Below are 14,611 nucleotides of genomic sequence, written 5' to 3' on the forward strand. Positions count from 1 at the left end.
GGGCCTGAACAGCACGAGCGAAACCTCCGACGACGAAGCTACATGCCTGAACCGAGTCCCGCTCACAGAGCTCGTTTACGGGACAGCCCTTAGGAGTTGTCGTCAAAGTGTCACGCCCACATCAGGAGCGACGCGAGAGTGACGGCTGCTTGGTAGGCCTGGGCGGTCTTGTCGTACCTGGTCGCGATGCCGCGCCACTGCTTGAGGCGGTTGAAGCACCGTTCCACCACGTTGCGGTGCTTGTAGACCTGCTTGTCAAAGGCCGGCGGCCGACCGCCGCGGCGGCCCCGCCGGGTTCGGTTGCGGACCTGGTCGGACCGTTCTGGGATCGTGTGCGTGATGCCGCGGCGTCGCAGCCAAGTACGAATGGCCTTCGAGCTGTAGCCCTTGTCACCGATGGCGTGGTCGGGCCTGATGCGCGGTCTGCCAGGCCCGATCCGGGGCACCCGTATCGCGTCCATCACGGCCGTGAACTGGGTGCAGTCGTTGACATTCCCACCGGTCAGCACCAACGCGAGGGGTCGGCCCGTCCCGTCACAGGCCAGGTGGATCTTACTGGTCAGCCCTCCGCGGGACCGGCCGAGGGCCGGGCTGCGGAGCCCCGTTACCGTCTTCGTGGCCTCGCAATGAGGCTCCCGGCCTTCGGCCCCGGTATGACTTGAGCCCCCAGTCGAGATGATCGAAAAGGTGGTGTCGCCGGTGCCGGAGGCATTGGCAGACCGCTGATTAGAGGCACGAGCGCCCTCGGGCAGTCTCTTCGTAACGTGGATGCTGGCACGCTGATGCCGCAGGTGAGGCCGGGGAACAGGCGAGCACGGGAGCGAAGGGCATGTCGGAGGAGACTGGCATCGACGTCTATCTGGGCCTGGACGTCGGCAAGGGTGACCATCACGCCACCGCCGTGAACCGGGCGGGGAAGAAGGTGTTCGACAAGCCGCTGCCCAACAGCGAACCGAAGCTGCGGGAGCTGTTCGACAAGCTCCGGGCCAAGCACGGAACGGTGCTGGTGGTCGTCGACCAGCCGGCTTCCATCGGGGCCCTGCCGCTGGCGGTCGCCCGGAACGCGGGCTGCCAGGTCGCCTACCTGCCTGGATTCACGATGCGACGGATCGCCGATCTTTACCCCGGCGAGGCGAAAACCGACGCCCGCGACGCGTTCATCATCGCGGACGCCGCCAGAGCGATGCCCCACACCCTGAGGACGATCGATCCCGCGGACGAGACGGTTGCCGAGCTCGCGATGATCGCCGGGTTCGACGACGATCTCGCGGGCGAGTCCACCCGGATCGCCAACCGGCTCCGCGGCCTGCTCACCCAGATCCACCCCTCCCTGGAACGGGTCCTGGGGCCGCGGATCCAACACCCGGCCGTGCTCAAGCTGCTGGACCAGTTCGGATCCCCGGCCCAGATCCGCAAAGCCGGACGCCGCCGCCTCGTGACCCTGATACGCCCCAAAGCACCGCGAATGGCCGAGCGGCTGGTCGAGGACATCTTCACCGCACTCGACGAACAGACCGTCGTCGTCCCGGGCACTGAAGCCGCCGCGCTGATCGTCCCCAGCCTCGCCGGCTCGCTGCAGTCCGTTCTTGACCAGCGAAAACTTCTGGCCGGGCGGATCGAGGAACTCCTGGAGGCCCACCCTCTTTCCCAGGTCCTGATCTCGATGCCCGGCATCGGGATCAGGACCGCCGCCCGCATCCTCGTCGACGTCGGAGACGGCAGCGGCTTCGCCACCGCCGGCCACCTCGCCGCCTACGCCGGCCTCGCGCCCGTGACCCGCAGTTCCGGCTCCTCCATCCGCGGCGAACATCCGTCCCGGCGAGGCAACAAACAACTCAAGAGAGCCTTCTACCTCGCCGCGTTCGCCTCGCTCTCCCAGCCCGAGTCACGCGCCTACTACGACCGCAAACGCCGCGAGGGGAAACACCACATCGCCGCCCTCATCGCACTCGCCCGACGCCGCATCGACGTCCTGTTTGCCATGCTCCGCGACGGCACCTTCTACCAACCACCCACACCCGCTACGGCTTGACGAAAGCCATAGAGGCACCTTTTCGGGCCCCGGCCGCGTGCTGGTGGGCACGGACGACGGTGGAGTCCACCGAGACCAGCCACTCGATGTCGCCTGCCGCGTCCGCCCGGGCCTGCGCCGCCTGGAGCATCCGCTCGAAGGTTCCGTCCGCCGCCCACCTGCGGAAACGGGTGTGGAGGCTGGCCCACGAACCGTACCGGTCGGGCACATCCCGCCAGGCGACCCCGGTCCGGAACTTCCACACGATCCCGTTCAGAGTCGTCCGGTCATCCAGCCGCGGCCGCCCCATCACGGGCCGAGGCAGCAACGGCTGCACGAGTTCCCACTCCGCGTCCGACAGTTCATGGCGACGTATCACCCGACCATGATCCACAACCCAAGATCACTTTGACGACAGACCCTAGGACCCCGGGGCCCTGACGCATGTCCGCGAGGTCAGGCGGCGGCGGGCTCAGGGCGGCGCAGTTCTGCCCGGCCGAAGAGGAGGGCGTAGCCGTCGGGAAGCTCGCGAAGGATACGGGCGAGGAGGTCGGGGCCGGTCAGGCGGGTGACGACGGCGAGGACCGCTCCGGTGTCCCAGCGGGCGACGGCCGGGCTGAGGTTGGTGCGGGTGGCGAGGTCTTTGACGAAGCCCCATCCGGTGAGCTGCTGCGTGTCGGGGGTCTGGGCGGTCAGGGTGAGGGCGGCTTCGACGGGCAGGCATTGGGCGAGGTCGACGCGTTCGTCGCCGGTGAGTTGGCGGCCGAGGGCGCCCAGGACGTTGCGGACGGCCTCCTCGGTGCGTTCGCGGGTGGGGTAGGCGCCTTCGTAGCGCACGCGTTCCAGCATCTGCTCGAACGTCATGGCGGGGGTGGCCCGGTTCGGTCGAGGCTGGTCGTACATGGTCTGGGGTTGCCTTTCTGCGTGAAGGGGTCGGTGTCCGGCCGGTGGCGTGGGCCGGTCAGGTGGGTTGGGGGTGGCCGAAGAGGAGGTCGTAGCCCTGTGGGAGCTGGAGGAGGACCTCTCGGGTGAGGACGTCCCCCGCGGCGGCGGCCGTGGTGGACAGGACGGCGCCGATGTCCCACAGGGCGGTCTTCTCGGTGGCGCCTTCGATCCAGGCCGCGGTCGCGCGGACGAAGCGCTCGGGGGAGAGCGGCTCCGAGGCCTGCAGCGGGTTCAAGAGGATGAGGGCGTAGGTTTCGGGGAGGCGGGCGGCGAGCTCGGTGCGCACGGTGCCGACCAGGTGTGCACCGAGCAGGGCCAGGACGACGCGGGCCACACGGTCGGCGTCCTGCGGGGTTTCGTACTCGCCGCGTTCCTGGACGTGGGCCAGGAACGCCTCCCTGCGCATCGACATCACATCGCCTCCGGAGAGAGGTGAAGGGGGATGTGAGAGGGGCGGAGGGCGGGGTGCCGGAGGGGGAATCGGCGCTTCCCGCCCTCCGCTGCAGGCCGGTACGGGCGGGGGGTCAGCCGGAGATCTGCTTGCGGCCGGAGTCGCCGTTGATGCTGATCTTGCGGGGCTTGGCGCGCTCGGCGATCGGGATCCGCAGGGTCAGGACGCCGGCCTCGTATGCGGCCTCGATGCGTTCGGTGTCGAGGGTGTCGGCCAGCATGATCTGGCGGGAGAAGACACCCAGGGGCCGCTCGGAGAGTTCCATCTGCACGCCGTCGGACTTCTCCGCGGGGCGGCGCTCGGCCTTGACGGTGAGCATGTTCCGCTCGACGTCGATGTCGATCGCCTCGGTGCTGACGCCCGGAAGGTCGAACGCGATCACGTACGCGTCGCCCTGGCGGTAGGCGTCCATCGGCATCACGGACGGCTTCGACCACGTGCCCGACGTGCCGGAGAGCTGCTGGACGATCCGGTCCATCTCGCGGAACGGGTCAGTGCGCATCAACATCGCGAAACACCTCCAGTTGGTTCAGGCAGGAACTGCCAATGCGCTTCAACGTGCTTCCGTTGTAACATGTCATCGAAACGATGACAAGCAAGGAGTCATCTGGAGGATGACAACCCTGGAGACCGTCATGAACGACGCCACCGAGCCGACCGCACCCGTCACTCTTCTCGCCGCCGCAGTAGCACTGGACACCATCAACCAAGCCCTCAAGGAGGCGCGGCAAGCTGCCGCCGGGGGATCGCGACATGCGACGACGACGTCGGGCGCGAGCCCGGATTCGGCCCTGGCCGCCCTGCTGATGCTCCGCGAGGTCCGCGAGCAACTCGCAGGTTGGGAGACCGGCCTCATCGAGACCGCCCGCGAACGAGGCGCCAGCTGGGCCGACCTCGCACCCGCACTCGGAGTTGCCAGCCGCCAGGCCGCCGAACGCCGCTACCTGCGCATACGCCCGGGCAAGGCCGGGAGCACCGGCGAGCAGCGCGTCCAGGCCACCCGCGACACCCGCGCCGCCGACCGCACCGTCACCGCCTGGGCCCGCGACAACGCCGCCGACCTGCGCCGACTGGCGGGCCAGGTCACCGCCCTCACCGGCCTACCCGCCGACGCCGAAGCGGCTGTCGCGGCGCTGAACGCGGCCCTCGCCGACAGCGACGCCGCCCGCCTCGTCCAGCCACTGACCGGAACCCGACCCCACCTGCGACCCGAGGACGGCGAGCTCTCCGACCGCATCGACGCGATGACCGCGCGCACCGACCAACTCCGCCAGGACACCCACGACCAACGCACCGGGTGACCCTGCCGGCGCCCCACCTGTCGGCGACCCACGCCGGCACGTCCGCCCTCACTGCGGCGGTGGATGGGCATCCCGGGTCTGCAACTCCGGCCCCGGCGACGGCAGACCTCCCGCCATAATGTCGGTTTTCCCCGCTTCAGGAGGCCCTGGGCTGGAGGGCAATCGACAGCCTTGCCATCGGAGGGCCCCACCAGGTCGTGACCCCGCAGGACGCAGCAAAGGCCGGCTTCACGGCCCGCAGGTGACAGCAGTCAAGGCTTCTGGGCTACGGCCGGCGGGCTTCAGGCAGTCATTCCAGAGCCCATGTCAATCGGGCTGGCGGACTGGTCGCGGTTCCACCGTGACAGGCGCAAGAAGTGTACACTTTTGTGCATGAGTGACACTCTGCCGATCACCGAGGCGCGGGCGAAGTTCGGCTCGCTGGTGCGCCGCGCCTCCCACGCCCGCGAACGCATCACGATCACCGACCACGGTCAGCCAGCGGCCGTGCTCATCAATCCCCAGGAGCTCGCCGACCTCGAGGACGCCCTGGCCCTGGCCCTGTACCGCGAGCGGCAGGGCGCCGGTACCGCGTCGACCGTCTCGCACGATGAGGTCCGTGTCCGGCTCGGCGTGGAGCGCGGGTGACCTACTCGATCGTCTGGGACGAGGCTGCCATCGACGCGGCCGCCAGGTTGCTCAAGGACGACCCCGACGGCCTGCGTCAGCTGATGGACGCCGTCGACCTGCTCGCCGACCAGCCCCGGCCCGAAGGCAGCACCCCCTACGGTTCCCCGGACCTGCGGCGGATGCATGTCGGGCGTTACCGGGTCTTGTACGAGATCACCGAGGCCGCCGTGACCATCGTGGTCGTCCATGTCGGCCGCCTGGGCTGATCCCCGCGCCGTCTGCCCTCTGGAACCAGCAACCACCCGTGGCCATGAATTCACCGACATCCCCGGCTCCGAGGGGGGGGCGCTCGCGGACGGCAACGACCGCAGGCCTCCGATCCGGTCGCGGGTCCGGCATGGCAGCCCCAGCTGCGCCGACTACGGCTGCCGCAGGCAGGAGTGCACGGCCGCGGCCCGCCGCGCCCGCGCCCGGCGGACCGCCGAGCGCAACGCCGGCCGCCCCGCCCGCGTCCCCTCCACCGCTGCCGCCGCCTGGGCCCACCAACTGTCGCAGAAGGGGCTGTCGGCAGGCGACATCGCGGAAATCTCAGGCATCGCCGTCACACTGGTACGGCGCTTGCTCCGCCCCACCGGCCTACGACCTGCCAACATCCACCGCACCACCGCCGACGCCATACTCGGCATCCCGCTGAACATCCCTCTCAGACGCGGCAGGTCACTTCCGGGCCTCGTCACCGCGGGTAGAGCCGCCGCCTGTCTGCAGGACCTGGCCGAACGCGGCTGGCCGACCAGCTTCCTCGCCGCCCGCCTTCGAACCAGCACCCACACCGTCGCCGCGCTCCGCAACCGAGAACGCCGACGCCTCGCCGTGGCCCTGGACCACAAAATCCAACGCCTGGCCGTGCTCCTGCTCGACAGCGAACCGGCCGACCACGGCATCTTGCTCCAGCGAAGCCGCCGCGCCCAGGTAGCCGCCACGCAGCGCCGTGCCCGACTGGCCGCGACGATCGCCGCCGAACCGGGACGCAGGCTCTGACTGCGGCGGCGGTCGCGGTTCTTCGGGTGTGCGCTCGGAGCCTCTCTTCGGTGCCCGCTGTCAGGGGCCGGGGATACTCTGGCGACTGTGCCGGGGGACGGCCGAGTTTCGTCTCGGGCAGGCGTGCGGCCAGGTGGGCGCTCCTGGCCGAGTAACGGGGGGAACCGGGGGGAAGGCGCAGATTATGGGCGAACAGGATGTTTCATCCGAACGTCTGACCGTCTAGTACGGTCAGGTCAGCTGCGCGGCAGCCCGGGAGGCCGTCCAGGACGTGCTCGGCGACCTTCACATCACCGCGGCGGCGGTCGCGGACGTGATGACGGTGGCGAGCGAGCTGGTCTCCAACGCCCAACGCCACGCGAAGGGCGCCACCGGTTTCCGGATCCGGGCCGACGCACAGGCCGTGAAGATCGAGGTGTCCGACGCCTGCGACCTGCTGCCCGTGCTCCGGCCCTGGGCCCCGGACCGGGCCGGCGGGTTCGGCTGGCGGCTGGTCCACGACCTCGCCGACACCGTCACCGTCCACACCGACACGCACGGCAAGACGATCACCGCCACCTTCACCGACCGACAGCTGCACCCCGCCACCGGCTGAGCCCGCGCCACGAGGCCTGCGATCTCAGCCGGCGGCCGTGTCGTCGCGGATCTCGAACAAGGCCAGTGCCCCGGTCATCTCCAGCAGCCTCCGCAGCTGCCGCGGCAGCGGGCCCGCCAGCGCCAACTCGCGCTCCTGGCGCAGGCGGATCAGCTCGTTGAGGAACGAGGAGTCCGCGAACTCCACCCGGGCCACGTCCAGCACGAGGAGCTTGGCGTCCGCGGCCGGACCCGCGCAGGCCTGGCGCAGCAGGTCGACGCTGTCGATGTCGAATTCGCCGGCGCACTCCACCACGGCCCGGCCGTCCTCCTGGGACCGCACCCGTACCGTCGGCGTCTGCATGTCTTCTCCCGGTCTTGCTCTTCATCGGGCAGATCACCCGATGCCTTGACCGTACGCCCTACCCGTCCGAGCCAACACCCACGCCGTGCACCGCAAGCCGACCCCTCGTATCAAGGCTGTCCCGACGAGGGGCTCGGCCCGAAGAGAGGTGCATGGTCGGCGGTCATGTCCTGGCGGAGGCGGCGGAAGCGTAGGGGGTGGCGGTAGACGCGGCCGTGGTCGACGGCGGTGTCGGCGCTGACGGCCACCAGCTCAGGGCGTACCAGGACGACGTCCAAGGCCTCGCGCGAGCCCTAGGACGCGGAGAACCGCAGGCCTTCCCACGGGTGCCCGGCGTCGGCCGGTGCGAGGTGCTCGGCAACGTGCCGGGCCTGGTCCGGGCGCAGCGTGACCGTCCGCCCGACCATGCGGAGGTGTCTGTGGGGTCTCGGCGGCCGAGGACGAGGAGCTGTGGGCGGGTGAGGGTGCCGGTGATCGCCCCGATCACCGCTTCGGTGGTGTCGCGTCGTTTGACCTTGCCCCAGGCCCGGCGGCCGCTCTGGTAGGAAGCGGCCAGCGGTTTGGCGACCACGCCCTCAATGCCGGTGACGTCGGTCCAGGACTCCAGCCATTTCCGTGCCGTGGCCACGTCCGTGGTCATCGGACAGAGCGTCCACGGTGAGGTCAGGGTGCGGCCGGCGAACAGGACCTCCAGGCGCCGTCGGCGCTCTTGGTAGGGAGGGCCAGGAGTTCGGTGCCGTCGGCCTGGAGGAGGTCGAAGGCGACGTAGAAGGCGGGCAAGCGCTGCGCGAGCGCGGCAGCCTGCCTGGCACCGGCGGCCGCTCGGCGTTGCAGCCCTTCGAAGGACAGCGCACCGGCCTCCGGGTCCCAGGCGAGGATCTCGCCGTCGAGGACCAGACCGACGGGCAACTGCCGGGCGGCCGCCACCAGGTCGGGGAACGCGTCCTGGACCAACGTGCCACGGCGGGTCTGCAGCAGCACCCGTCCCTCGGGCTCGGCCGGGGTGAAGACCAGCAGCCGGTGGCCGTCAAACTTCTGCTCATACGCCAGGCCCGGGCCCGTGCGCGGAGGGAGCGGGATCTTCTCGGAGGCCTGCGCCAGCATCGGCTGCATCAGGGGCCTGAGCATGGGATGCTCCCGCCTCCTTGCCAGCTTGTCATCGTGCCTGCTGTCTGGGGCGGCAGGGTCGAGGCGGCTGTCGTCGCGGTGTGGCAGGAGACTACGGGCACCGGCCGGGTCCTGCATGCGTGGGACCGTCACCGTCCCCTCCGTACCGTCCCACGCCCGCCGTTGGCCCGGAAAGCGGCCCGAGAGGTCCGGTTGGGGCGGTCAGGCGATCGCGGCGGCGAGTCCGGCGGTGCCGACGTGTCGGAAGGCCTTACGGAAGTTGTGGCAGGCGGCCGGCAGGCGCCACTCGCCTCGGGCGCCGTTGTTCTTCATGATCCGCGAGTCGGGGTCGGTGAAGTCGGCCTGGGCCTTCGGCTTCGGGCGGGCCGTCATGGCGGCCTTCTCGCCGGCGTCGGTGACGGCCTGCTCGTCGCTGCTGCCCGCACGTGCCTGGCGGCGACGCTCCTTCTCCTCCACGTGACGGTGGGACTTGTCGGTGCTCTCGGCCTCGATCTGGGCGTCCTCGGCGGCATCGACGTGCTCGGCGTCGGCCGGCAGGTCGTGGGCCTTGGCCTCCAAGGCGGCGGCCTCGGCCTCGACGCGTTCCTCCCGCGCGAATGATCACGATAGGCGCGCGGGTTGCCGGATGCGGCCCTACTTCGGTTCCCCTTGCCCGTCTACCGGCTTCGAGGTCGGGCAGTGGCTTTGCCGGGTTGTCTGGGAGCGGAAGCTGTGGCCGAGTTCAGGGCCCAGTCCGTAGTAGTGGCGGAAATTGTAGATCAGTGGGCTCCACGCAACCGGGTCGATGTGCTGGGAGCCGGGGACGACGATACGCGGGTCGGCGTGGACCTTGAGTACATGGGCTTCGACGATGAGGAAATCCCCGGAGGCATCGGATTGGACCCGGGCGGCGCGGGCTTCCAGCTGGATGGGGCATTCGGCGGCCCTGGGCGGCCGAACGAGCTCGGAGGGTTCAGGTCGCAGGCCTGCGGCGGCGAACTTGTCCGGTTCGAAACGGAAGGTGCCGCGCTTGTCCGCGGGTATCGGGGTGCGTCCGGTCAGCGGCGCCAGCCGCTCCACCGCCGGCCACTGGGCCGGCGCGGGAAGGTTGACCACGAGATCGGGGCGGCTGCGGAGATTGTGCGCGGTCTGTCCCCCGAGGCCCAGACCGAGGACGACGACGTGGCCGAGTGCCCAGGCCGAGGACATCGGCGCCAGGTTGAAGGAGCCGTTCTCGTTCTCTGTCGAGAGCAGTACGACCGGCGTCCCGAAGTACAGGATGCTCGGTTCTATGGCCACATGGGCGGCAGAGGCGTTGTCGGGCAGGGTGCTGGGTGTCGTGGTCTCCATAAGAGTCGACCGTAAGGTGGAGACTCTTCGGCCCCGGCCGAAGGATCACTGGTGGAAGATGGACGGCAATGAGAAACCATGACGCGCATCCGGAGGGCCCGGACCTGGCCGCTCTGGCCGGACTTCTGGCGGACGGCACCCGCGCAAGCTTCTGCCTGGCCCTCCTGGACGGTCGGGCATGGACCGCGACCGAGCTGGCGCGCCATGCCGGGGTGGCCGCCTCGACGACCACCGAGCACCTGAACCTCCTGGTCGGCGGAGGATTGCTTGCCCAGGAGCGTCAGGGCCGTCATCGCTACGTGCGCCTCGCCGATCCCGAGACGGCCCACCTGATCGAGACCCTTGCCTCCATGGCGCCTCGACGCGTCGCTCCCTACCGTTCACTGCCCGCCGTCAACCGGAGCCGGGCGCTGGCCCGCGCCCGCACGTGCTACGACCACCTCGCGGGCGCCCTCGGGGTCGCGATCACCGAGGCGATGACCGACCGGGGGCTTGTGGACTGGGAGCAGGGGCCGACGCTCACCGGCAACGGGATCGCCTGGCTGGCCGAACTCGGCATCGTGCTGCCACCCTCCACACGGCGTCCGACCGTCCGCTCGTGCCTGGACTGGACCGAGCGCCGCCCCCACCTGGCCGGTGCCGTCGGCGCCGCCTTGTGCCGTCACGCCTTCGACTCCGGTTGGATCACCCGGATCGGCACCGGCCGCGCCGTCGCTCTCACCGAGATCGGCCGGCGTACGCTTCGGGACCACCTCGGCCTGTCTGACGAGACGGGCGCTCCGGTCAACTGAAGACCGCGATTCCACCCGGTCAGACGCTGCCGCTACCCGCGCCTTACGGCGCCGCACTCTTCTGTGCAGCTGCGGCTCATCGCGTGCGGGAACCGGTTTGCCCGGGTAATCCGGGCCATCGGACCGGACCACAAGGCCTCGGCAGGCCCTGTCCGCCATGTCGGCCACGCCGACCGCAGGTTATTGCTTAACTGACCTGATGGCTATCGAACTGACGCTGCTGCGCCGGGTCTCCTACCGGGACCAGGAGGTCACCGCACCCAGGCTGCGCGGCCTGCTCGCCCTCCTCGCGGGCGAACTGCGCACAGGGTGCAGCACGGCGTACCTGGTGGACGGCCTCTGGACGGACAACGAGCCGCTAAACCCCGTGAAGGCACTGCAGACCCTCGTCGCGCGCGCCCGAAGCCTCCTCGGCACCGGCGTGATCACCGCCACCGCGACCGGATACCGCCTCACCCTGGGCGAGGAGCAGGTCGACAGCTCCGCCGTCCTGCTGCACGCCGCGGTCGCGGCGGAGCGGCTGCGGACCGAGGACCCGGCGACGGCGCTCACCGAAGCCGAGAAGGGCCTGGCGCTGTGGGACGCCGACGGCGCGCGGTGTGACAAGGACACCCGCGGAGACCCGGTCGCCGCACTGCGCGCGGAGCGGGCCCCCGCGTACCGGTCGCTGCTGCGAACCCGCGCCCTGGCCCTCGCGCGGCTCGCCCGCCGGGCCGAGGCCCTCGAACCGCTCGCGCACCTGACCCGGGAGCTGCCGCAGGATGAGGAGGTGCTGCTCGCCCTCGTGCGCTGCCAGGCGGCCACCCTCGGGCCCGCTACCGCTCTGGCCACCTACGACGCCTACCGGCGCGGACTCCGCGAGGAACTCGGAGCCGACCCGGGACCCGCCCTGCAAGGCGTCCACCAGGAACTGCTGCGGGGCACGGCGCCCGCGGTACGCCGCGGGGTGTCGCACGACCCCAACCCCCTGCTCGGCCGCGACGCCGACACCCTCGCGGTGGCGCAGCTGATACGGACCTCCCGGGTCACCTCGATCGTCGGACCGGGCGGCCTGGGCAAGACCCGGCTCGCCCACGCGGTGAGCCGCGAAGCGGAGCAACGCGTGGTCCACCTGGTCGGACTCGCCGGTATCACCAGCGACGCGGACGTGGCCGGCGAGGTCGCCTCGGCTCTCGGCGTCGGCGAGTCACTGCGCCTGCACACCCTCCCCTCCGCCGTCCCCACCGAGGTGCTCACCGGCATCGCGGCCGCGCTCGGCCCCGGCCCCGCGCTGCTGGTCCTGGACAACTGCGAGCACGTGATCCGCGGCGCCGCACAGCTGGTGCGGGCCCTGGTGTCACTCGTCCGCGACCTGCGTGTCCTGACCACCAGCCGGGCTCCCCTCGGCATCTCCGCCGAAGCGGTGTACCCGCTGCCGGAGCTGGACCTGGCGACCACCGTCGAACTCTTCCGGCAACGGGCGCGGGCCGCCCGCCCCGGCGCCGAGCTGCCCACCGGGACGGTGACCGAGCTGTGCCGCCGCCTGGACGGACTGCCCCTCGCCGTAGAGCTGGCGGCGGCGCGGCTGCGCGTCATGACGGTCGGTGAGATCAGCCACCGGCTGGCGGACCGGTTCGCCCTGCTGCGGGGCGGGGCACGGGACGCCCCGCCCCGCCACCGCACCCTCCACGCCGTCGTTGACTGGAGCTGGAACCTCCTGGACCCCGCCGGGCAGGCGGCACTGCGCGCGCTGTCGGTCTTCCCCGACGGCTTCACCGCGGACGCCGCCCAGCATCTCCTCGATGACGGCGAGCTCTTCGGCGGCCTGTTCCGCGACGGGCGAGCACTCGAGACACTCACGGACCTGGTCGACCAGTCGCTGGTCAAGGTGACGGACACTGCCACCGGCGCGCGCTTCGCGATGCTGGAGACGATACGGGAGTTCTGCACGGCCCGGCGGGCGCGCTCAGGCGAGGACGACCGCGTGACCCTCCGGTACCTGGCATGGGCGTGCGACTTCGGGACGCGGCATCACGACGCGCTCTTCACGCCCGCCCCCTTCGGCGCCTGGGAGCGGATCAGGGCCGAGCAGGACAACCTCATCCAGGCGCTGCGCCTGGGCCTCGCCCGGCAGGACGGCGCCGCGGTCGCGGCCACCACCGCGGTGCTGGCGACACTGTGGACCACCGAGGCCAATTACGCCCGCCTCCTCCCGCTTGCCCAGGACGCCGGACCATTGCTATCCTACTTCCGGCCCCGGCCCGGCCTCGTTGAGGTCGCCCGGACCGCCGCGGCCCTGTGCGCCACGAACTTGTTCCTCGGATTCGGCCCCGGCGCCGCGCGCACCCTGGTCGCCCTGCGCCGGCTCCCGCCGGCCTCGCCCCACACGCTGGTCGGAGCCCTCTCGACCGTCCTGTGCGCCCTGCCCGAACTCCTGGACCCCGATCACGCGGTGCTCGACGCCCTGTGCGACCGGGACGAGCCCCTGCTCGCCGGCGCGGCCAACTACGCGGCCAGCGTCGTATGGGAGAACAGCCACGACCCCGACCGCGCGCTGTCGGCGGCCCGGCGGATGCTCGACGCCTTCAAGGGGCTGCGGATTCCCTCGGTCCAGGTCCTGGCTCCCGCCCAGATGGCCAGGCTGTCCCTGAAGGCCGAGCAGGGACACGAAGCACTGTGCCATCTGCGCTCGGCAGTCCAGGCCCTGGAGGAGCTCGCCGTCCACGGCGCTGACCCGGTCGGCATCCGCTGGGGCATGGCCCTCGCCCATCTGTACACCGGTGAGCTCGACGAGGCCGAGCACTGGGCGGCACAGGCGGTGCTGACCCAGCCGCAGGAGACACCGGACACCCGCTCACCCGGCCTCGGCGTACGCGCCGAGCTCGCTCTCGCGCGCGGCGACACCGAAACGGGGCTTCACCTGTGGCGCCAGGCCGCCGAAGGAGCACGAAGCGGCACCGCCGAACCGGTCCCCGACCTCGAAGTGGACCTGGAGCCCTGGGCCCTGGAGGTCCAGGCCGCCGCTGTGACCGCCCACGCGCGCCACGGCCGCCCCGACCTCGTCGAGGACCTCACCGCCTCCCTCCAGGACCGGCTTCCGGCACTCCTGGTACCCCGTACCACCGAGCCGTCCCGGCCGGACAGGGACCCGGTGAACCTTCCGCTGTGCGGCGCGCTGCTGCTCGCGCTCGGCATGGCCGACCTCCACCACGGCCCGGGCACCGGCGACGCCCGACGCATCGGATCGGGAACCCGGCTGGTAGCCCTGGCCGAACGCTTCCGCCACCTGCGCGTCTTCCAGCCGACCATGTCCTTGGCACTGTCCCGGCATCTCACCGCCCCGCTGCCCCGGCCGAGGACGGACCGGCCGGGGCACGTCCGTATCGCGTACGCCCGCGCCACGGCCGCCCACTCCCCACCACCACCGGTACTGCGCCGGGCCAGGCCGCACCTGCGGAACCGGTTGCGCCTGCGCACCGGCAGCAGCCGGAAAGGCCTTCGGGACGAGGCCGGGGCCGGTGACGGCCGGGCCCCCGTGGTGGGGTGGGTGCGTGGTTTACCCGTAGTGGTAGGGGCCGTCTCCTCGGTGGACGAGGAGGAGGGCTTTCTGTCCGGCGTCGGCGGGTCCTTGTGTGAAGGTCACCAGGGCAGGGCCGGTCCGGTGTTCGCGGGTGCCGACTTCGGTGGCTGGCCTGTTGACAAATCGGTGGGTTCGGCTCCCGCGAGGGCCTTGGCACTGCCATGATCGTCATGCTGGATTGCATTGATCTTCTCGACAGGAGTGGCTGTGGCAGAGCGGCAGAACGGCACGGTGAAGTGGTTCAGCGACGAAAAAGGGTACGGCTTCATCACCCCGGACTCCGGAGAGCCCGACATGTTCGTCCATTTCAGGGCGATCGAGGGGAACGGCTTCAAGATCCTCAAGGAAGGCCAGAAGGTGACCTTTGAGGCGATCGAAGGTCAGAAGGGGTTGCAGGCCGACAAGGTGCAGGTAGTCGCCTAAGGGTTGTCCCGTAAATGATCTTTGAGTTGCCTCGGGGATAGTGGGCTGCTGTACCGCCCGTAGGCCTATCCGGCGAGGGCGAGGTTGTG

General features: G+C 70.7%; 17 protein-coding genes and 2 pseudogenes. 9 read left to right on the forward strand and 10 right to left on the reverse strand.

The annotated features are described in order from the left end of the window. Positions 1 to 110: 110 nt before the first annotated feature. On the reverse strand, positions 111 to 791 hold the full coding sequence (locus AB0D01_RS38670) for an IS5 family transposase (protein ID WP_363063949.1): 681 nt from the start codon (positions 789 to 791) through the stop codon (positions 111 to 113). Positions 792 to 829: 38 nt separating this feature from the next. On the opposite strand from AB0D01_RS38670, the gene AB0D01_RS38675 reads away from it, so the two are divergent. Continuing rightward, positions 830 to 2,032: an IS110 family transposase gene (locus tag AB0D01_RS38675; protein WP_363063920.1), complete on the forward strand. Its 1,203-nt coding sequence runs from the start codon at positions 830 to 832 to the stop codon at positions 2,030 to 2,032. Here the strand turns inward: AB0D01_RS38675 and AB0D01_RS38680 are convergent. From AB0D01_RS38680 to AB0D01_RS38695, 4 genes are all read right to left on the reverse strand, one after another. Beyond that, positions 2,022 to 2,390 carry an IS5 family transposase gene (locus AB0D01_RS38680; RefSeq protein WP_363063922.1) on the reverse strand — a complete coding sequence of 123 codons (369 nt, stop codon included), beginning with the start codon at positions 2,388 to 2,390 and terminating at the stop codon, positions 2,022 to 2,024. The genes AB0D01_RS38675 and AB0D01_RS38680 overlap by 11 nt on opposite strands. A gap of 77 nt (positions 2,391 to 2,467) precedes the next feature. Continuing rightward, positions 2,468 to 2,914, reverse strand: a complete 447-nt coding sequence (locus AB0D01_RS38685) for a DUF2267 domain-containing protein (protein ID WP_363063924.1) — start codon at positions 2,912 to 2,914, stop codon at positions 2,468 to 2,470. Between the two features lie 58 nt (positions 2,915 to 2,972). Beyond that, a complete protein-coding gene (locus AB0D01_RS38690) occupies positions 2,973 to 3,368 on the reverse strand; it encodes a DUF2267 domain-containing protein (protein ID WP_363063925.1) in 396 nt (131 codons plus the stop codon). A 112-nt stretch (positions 3,369 to 3,480) separates the two neighbouring features. Continuing rightward, positions 3,481 to 3,915: an Hsp20/alpha crystallin family protein gene (locus tag AB0D01_RS38695; RefSeq protein WP_363063927.1), complete on the reverse strand. Its 435-nt coding sequence runs from the start codon at positions 3,913 to 3,915 to the stop codon at positions 3,481 to 3,483. 127 nt (positions 3,916 to 4,042) lie between these two features. Between AB0D01_RS38695 and AB0D01_RS38700 the strand changes: the two genes are divergently transcribed. From AB0D01_RS38700 to AB0D01_RS38710, 3 genes are all read left to right on the forward strand, one after another. Further along, the gene (locus AB0D01_RS38700) at positions 4,043 to 4,708 is read left to right on the forward strand and encodes an HSP18 transcriptional regulator (RefSeq protein WP_363063951.1); all 666 of its coding nucleotides are present in this window, start codon (positions 4,043 to 4,045) and stop codon (positions 4,706 to 4,708) included. A 372-nt stretch (positions 4,709 to 5,080) separates the two neighbouring features. After that, positions 5,081 to 5,335 carry a type II toxin-antitoxin system Phd/YefM family antitoxin gene (locus AB0D01_RS38705; RefSeq protein WP_363063929.1) on the forward strand — a complete coding sequence of 85 codons (255 nt, stop codon included), beginning with the start codon at positions 5,081 to 5,083 and terminating at the stop codon, positions 5,333 to 5,335. Further along, positions 5,332 to 5,583, forward strand: coding sequence for a type II toxin-antitoxin system RelE/ParE family toxin (locus AB0D01_RS38710; RefSeq protein WP_363063931.1), 252 nt, complete (start codon positions 5,332 to 5,334; stop codon positions 5,581 to 5,583). The genes AB0D01_RS38705 and AB0D01_RS38710 overlap by 4 nt, the downstream gene beginning before the upstream one ends. Before the next feature lie 153 nt (positions 5,584 to 5,736). Here AB0D01_RS38710 and AB0D01_RS38715 read toward each other — a convergent pair whose 3' ends face one another. Beyond that, positions 5,737 to 5,913 carry a hypothetical protein gene (locus AB0D01_RS38715; protein ID WP_363063933.1) on the reverse strand — a complete coding sequence of 59 codons (177 nt, stop codon included), beginning with the start codon at positions 5,911 to 5,913 and terminating at the stop codon, positions 5,737 to 5,739. 22 nt (positions 5,914 to 5,935) lie between these two features. Here AB0D01_RS38715 and AB0D01_RS38720 point away from each other — a divergent pair, with 22 nt between their 5' ends. Next, on the forward strand, positions 5,936 to 6,355 hold the full coding sequence (locus AB0D01_RS38720) for a hypothetical protein (RefSeq protein ID WP_363063935.1): 420 nt from the start codon (positions 5,936 to 5,938) through the stop codon (positions 6,353 to 6,355). A 253-nt stretch (positions 6,356 to 6,608) separates the two neighbouring features. Then, positions 6,609 to 6,950 (forward strand): annotated as a pseudogene (locus tag AB0D01_RS38725) (ATP-binding protein); the annotation flags it as partial. Between the two features lie 24 nt (positions 6,951 to 6,974). Here the strand turns inward: AB0D01_RS38725 and AB0D01_RS38730 are convergent. The 4 genes and pseudogenes from AB0D01_RS38730 to AB0D01_RS38745 all read right to left on the reverse strand — a co-directional run bounded on the left by AB0D01_RS38730 (position 6,975) and on the right by AB0D01_RS38745 (position 9,749). After that, positions 6,975 to 7,292 carry an STAS domain-containing protein gene (locus AB0D01_RS38730; protein ID WP_363063937.1) on the reverse strand — a complete coding sequence of 106 codons (318 nt, stop codon included), beginning with the start codon at positions 7,290 to 7,292 and terminating at the stop codon, positions 6,975 to 6,977. Positions 7,293 to 7,955: 663 nt separating this feature from the next. Then, entirely contained in the window at positions 7,956 to 8,420 is a 465-nt protein-coding gene (locus AB0D01_RS38735; protein ID WP_363063939.1) for a hypothetical protein, read from the reverse strand. 201 nt (positions 8,421 to 8,621) lie between these two features. Continuing rightward, a pseudogene (locus AB0D01_RS38740) lies at positions 8,622 to 9,011 on the reverse strand (hypothetical protein); the annotation flags it as partial. Between the two features lie 42 nt (positions 9,012 to 9,053). After that, positions 9,054 to 9,749 carry a flavin reductase family protein gene (locus AB0D01_RS38745; protein ID WP_363063941.1) on the reverse strand — a complete coding sequence of 232 codons (696 nt, stop codon included), beginning with the start codon at positions 9,747 to 9,749 and terminating at the stop codon, positions 9,054 to 9,056. Positions 9,750 to 9,817: 68 nt separating this feature from the next. Here AB0D01_RS38745 and AB0D01_RS38750 point away from each other — a divergent pair, with 68 nt between their 5' ends. From AB0D01_RS38750 to AB0D01_RS38760, 3 genes are all read left to right on the forward strand, one after another. Next, complete coding sequence (locus AB0D01_RS38750) at positions 9,818 to 10,540, forward strand: helix-turn-helix domain-containing protein (protein WP_363063943.1); 723 nt, start codon at positions 9,818 to 9,820, stop codon at positions 10,538 to 10,540. 199 nt (positions 10,541 to 10,739) lie between these two features. Then, the gene (locus AB0D01_RS38755) at positions 10,740 to 14,264 is read left to right on the forward strand and encodes a BTAD domain-containing putative transcriptional regulator (protein WP_363063945.1); all 3,525 of its coding nucleotides are present in this window, start codon (positions 10,740 to 10,742) and stop codon (positions 14,262 to 14,264) included. Positions 14,265 to 14,306: 42 nt separating this feature from the next. Continuing rightward, positions 14,307 to 14,522 carry a cold-shock protein gene (locus AB0D01_RS38760; RefSeq protein ID WP_363063947.1) on the forward strand — a complete coding sequence of 72 codons (216 nt, stop codon included), beginning with the start codon at positions 14,307 to 14,309 and terminating at the stop codon, positions 14,520 to 14,522. The last annotated feature ends 89 nt before the right edge of the window (positions 14,523 to 14,611 follow it).

Source organism: Streptomyces sp. NPDC048606, from assembly GCF_040650855.1.
GTDB lineage: Bacteria > Actinomycetota > Actinomycetes > Streptomycetales > Streptomycetaceae > Streptomyces.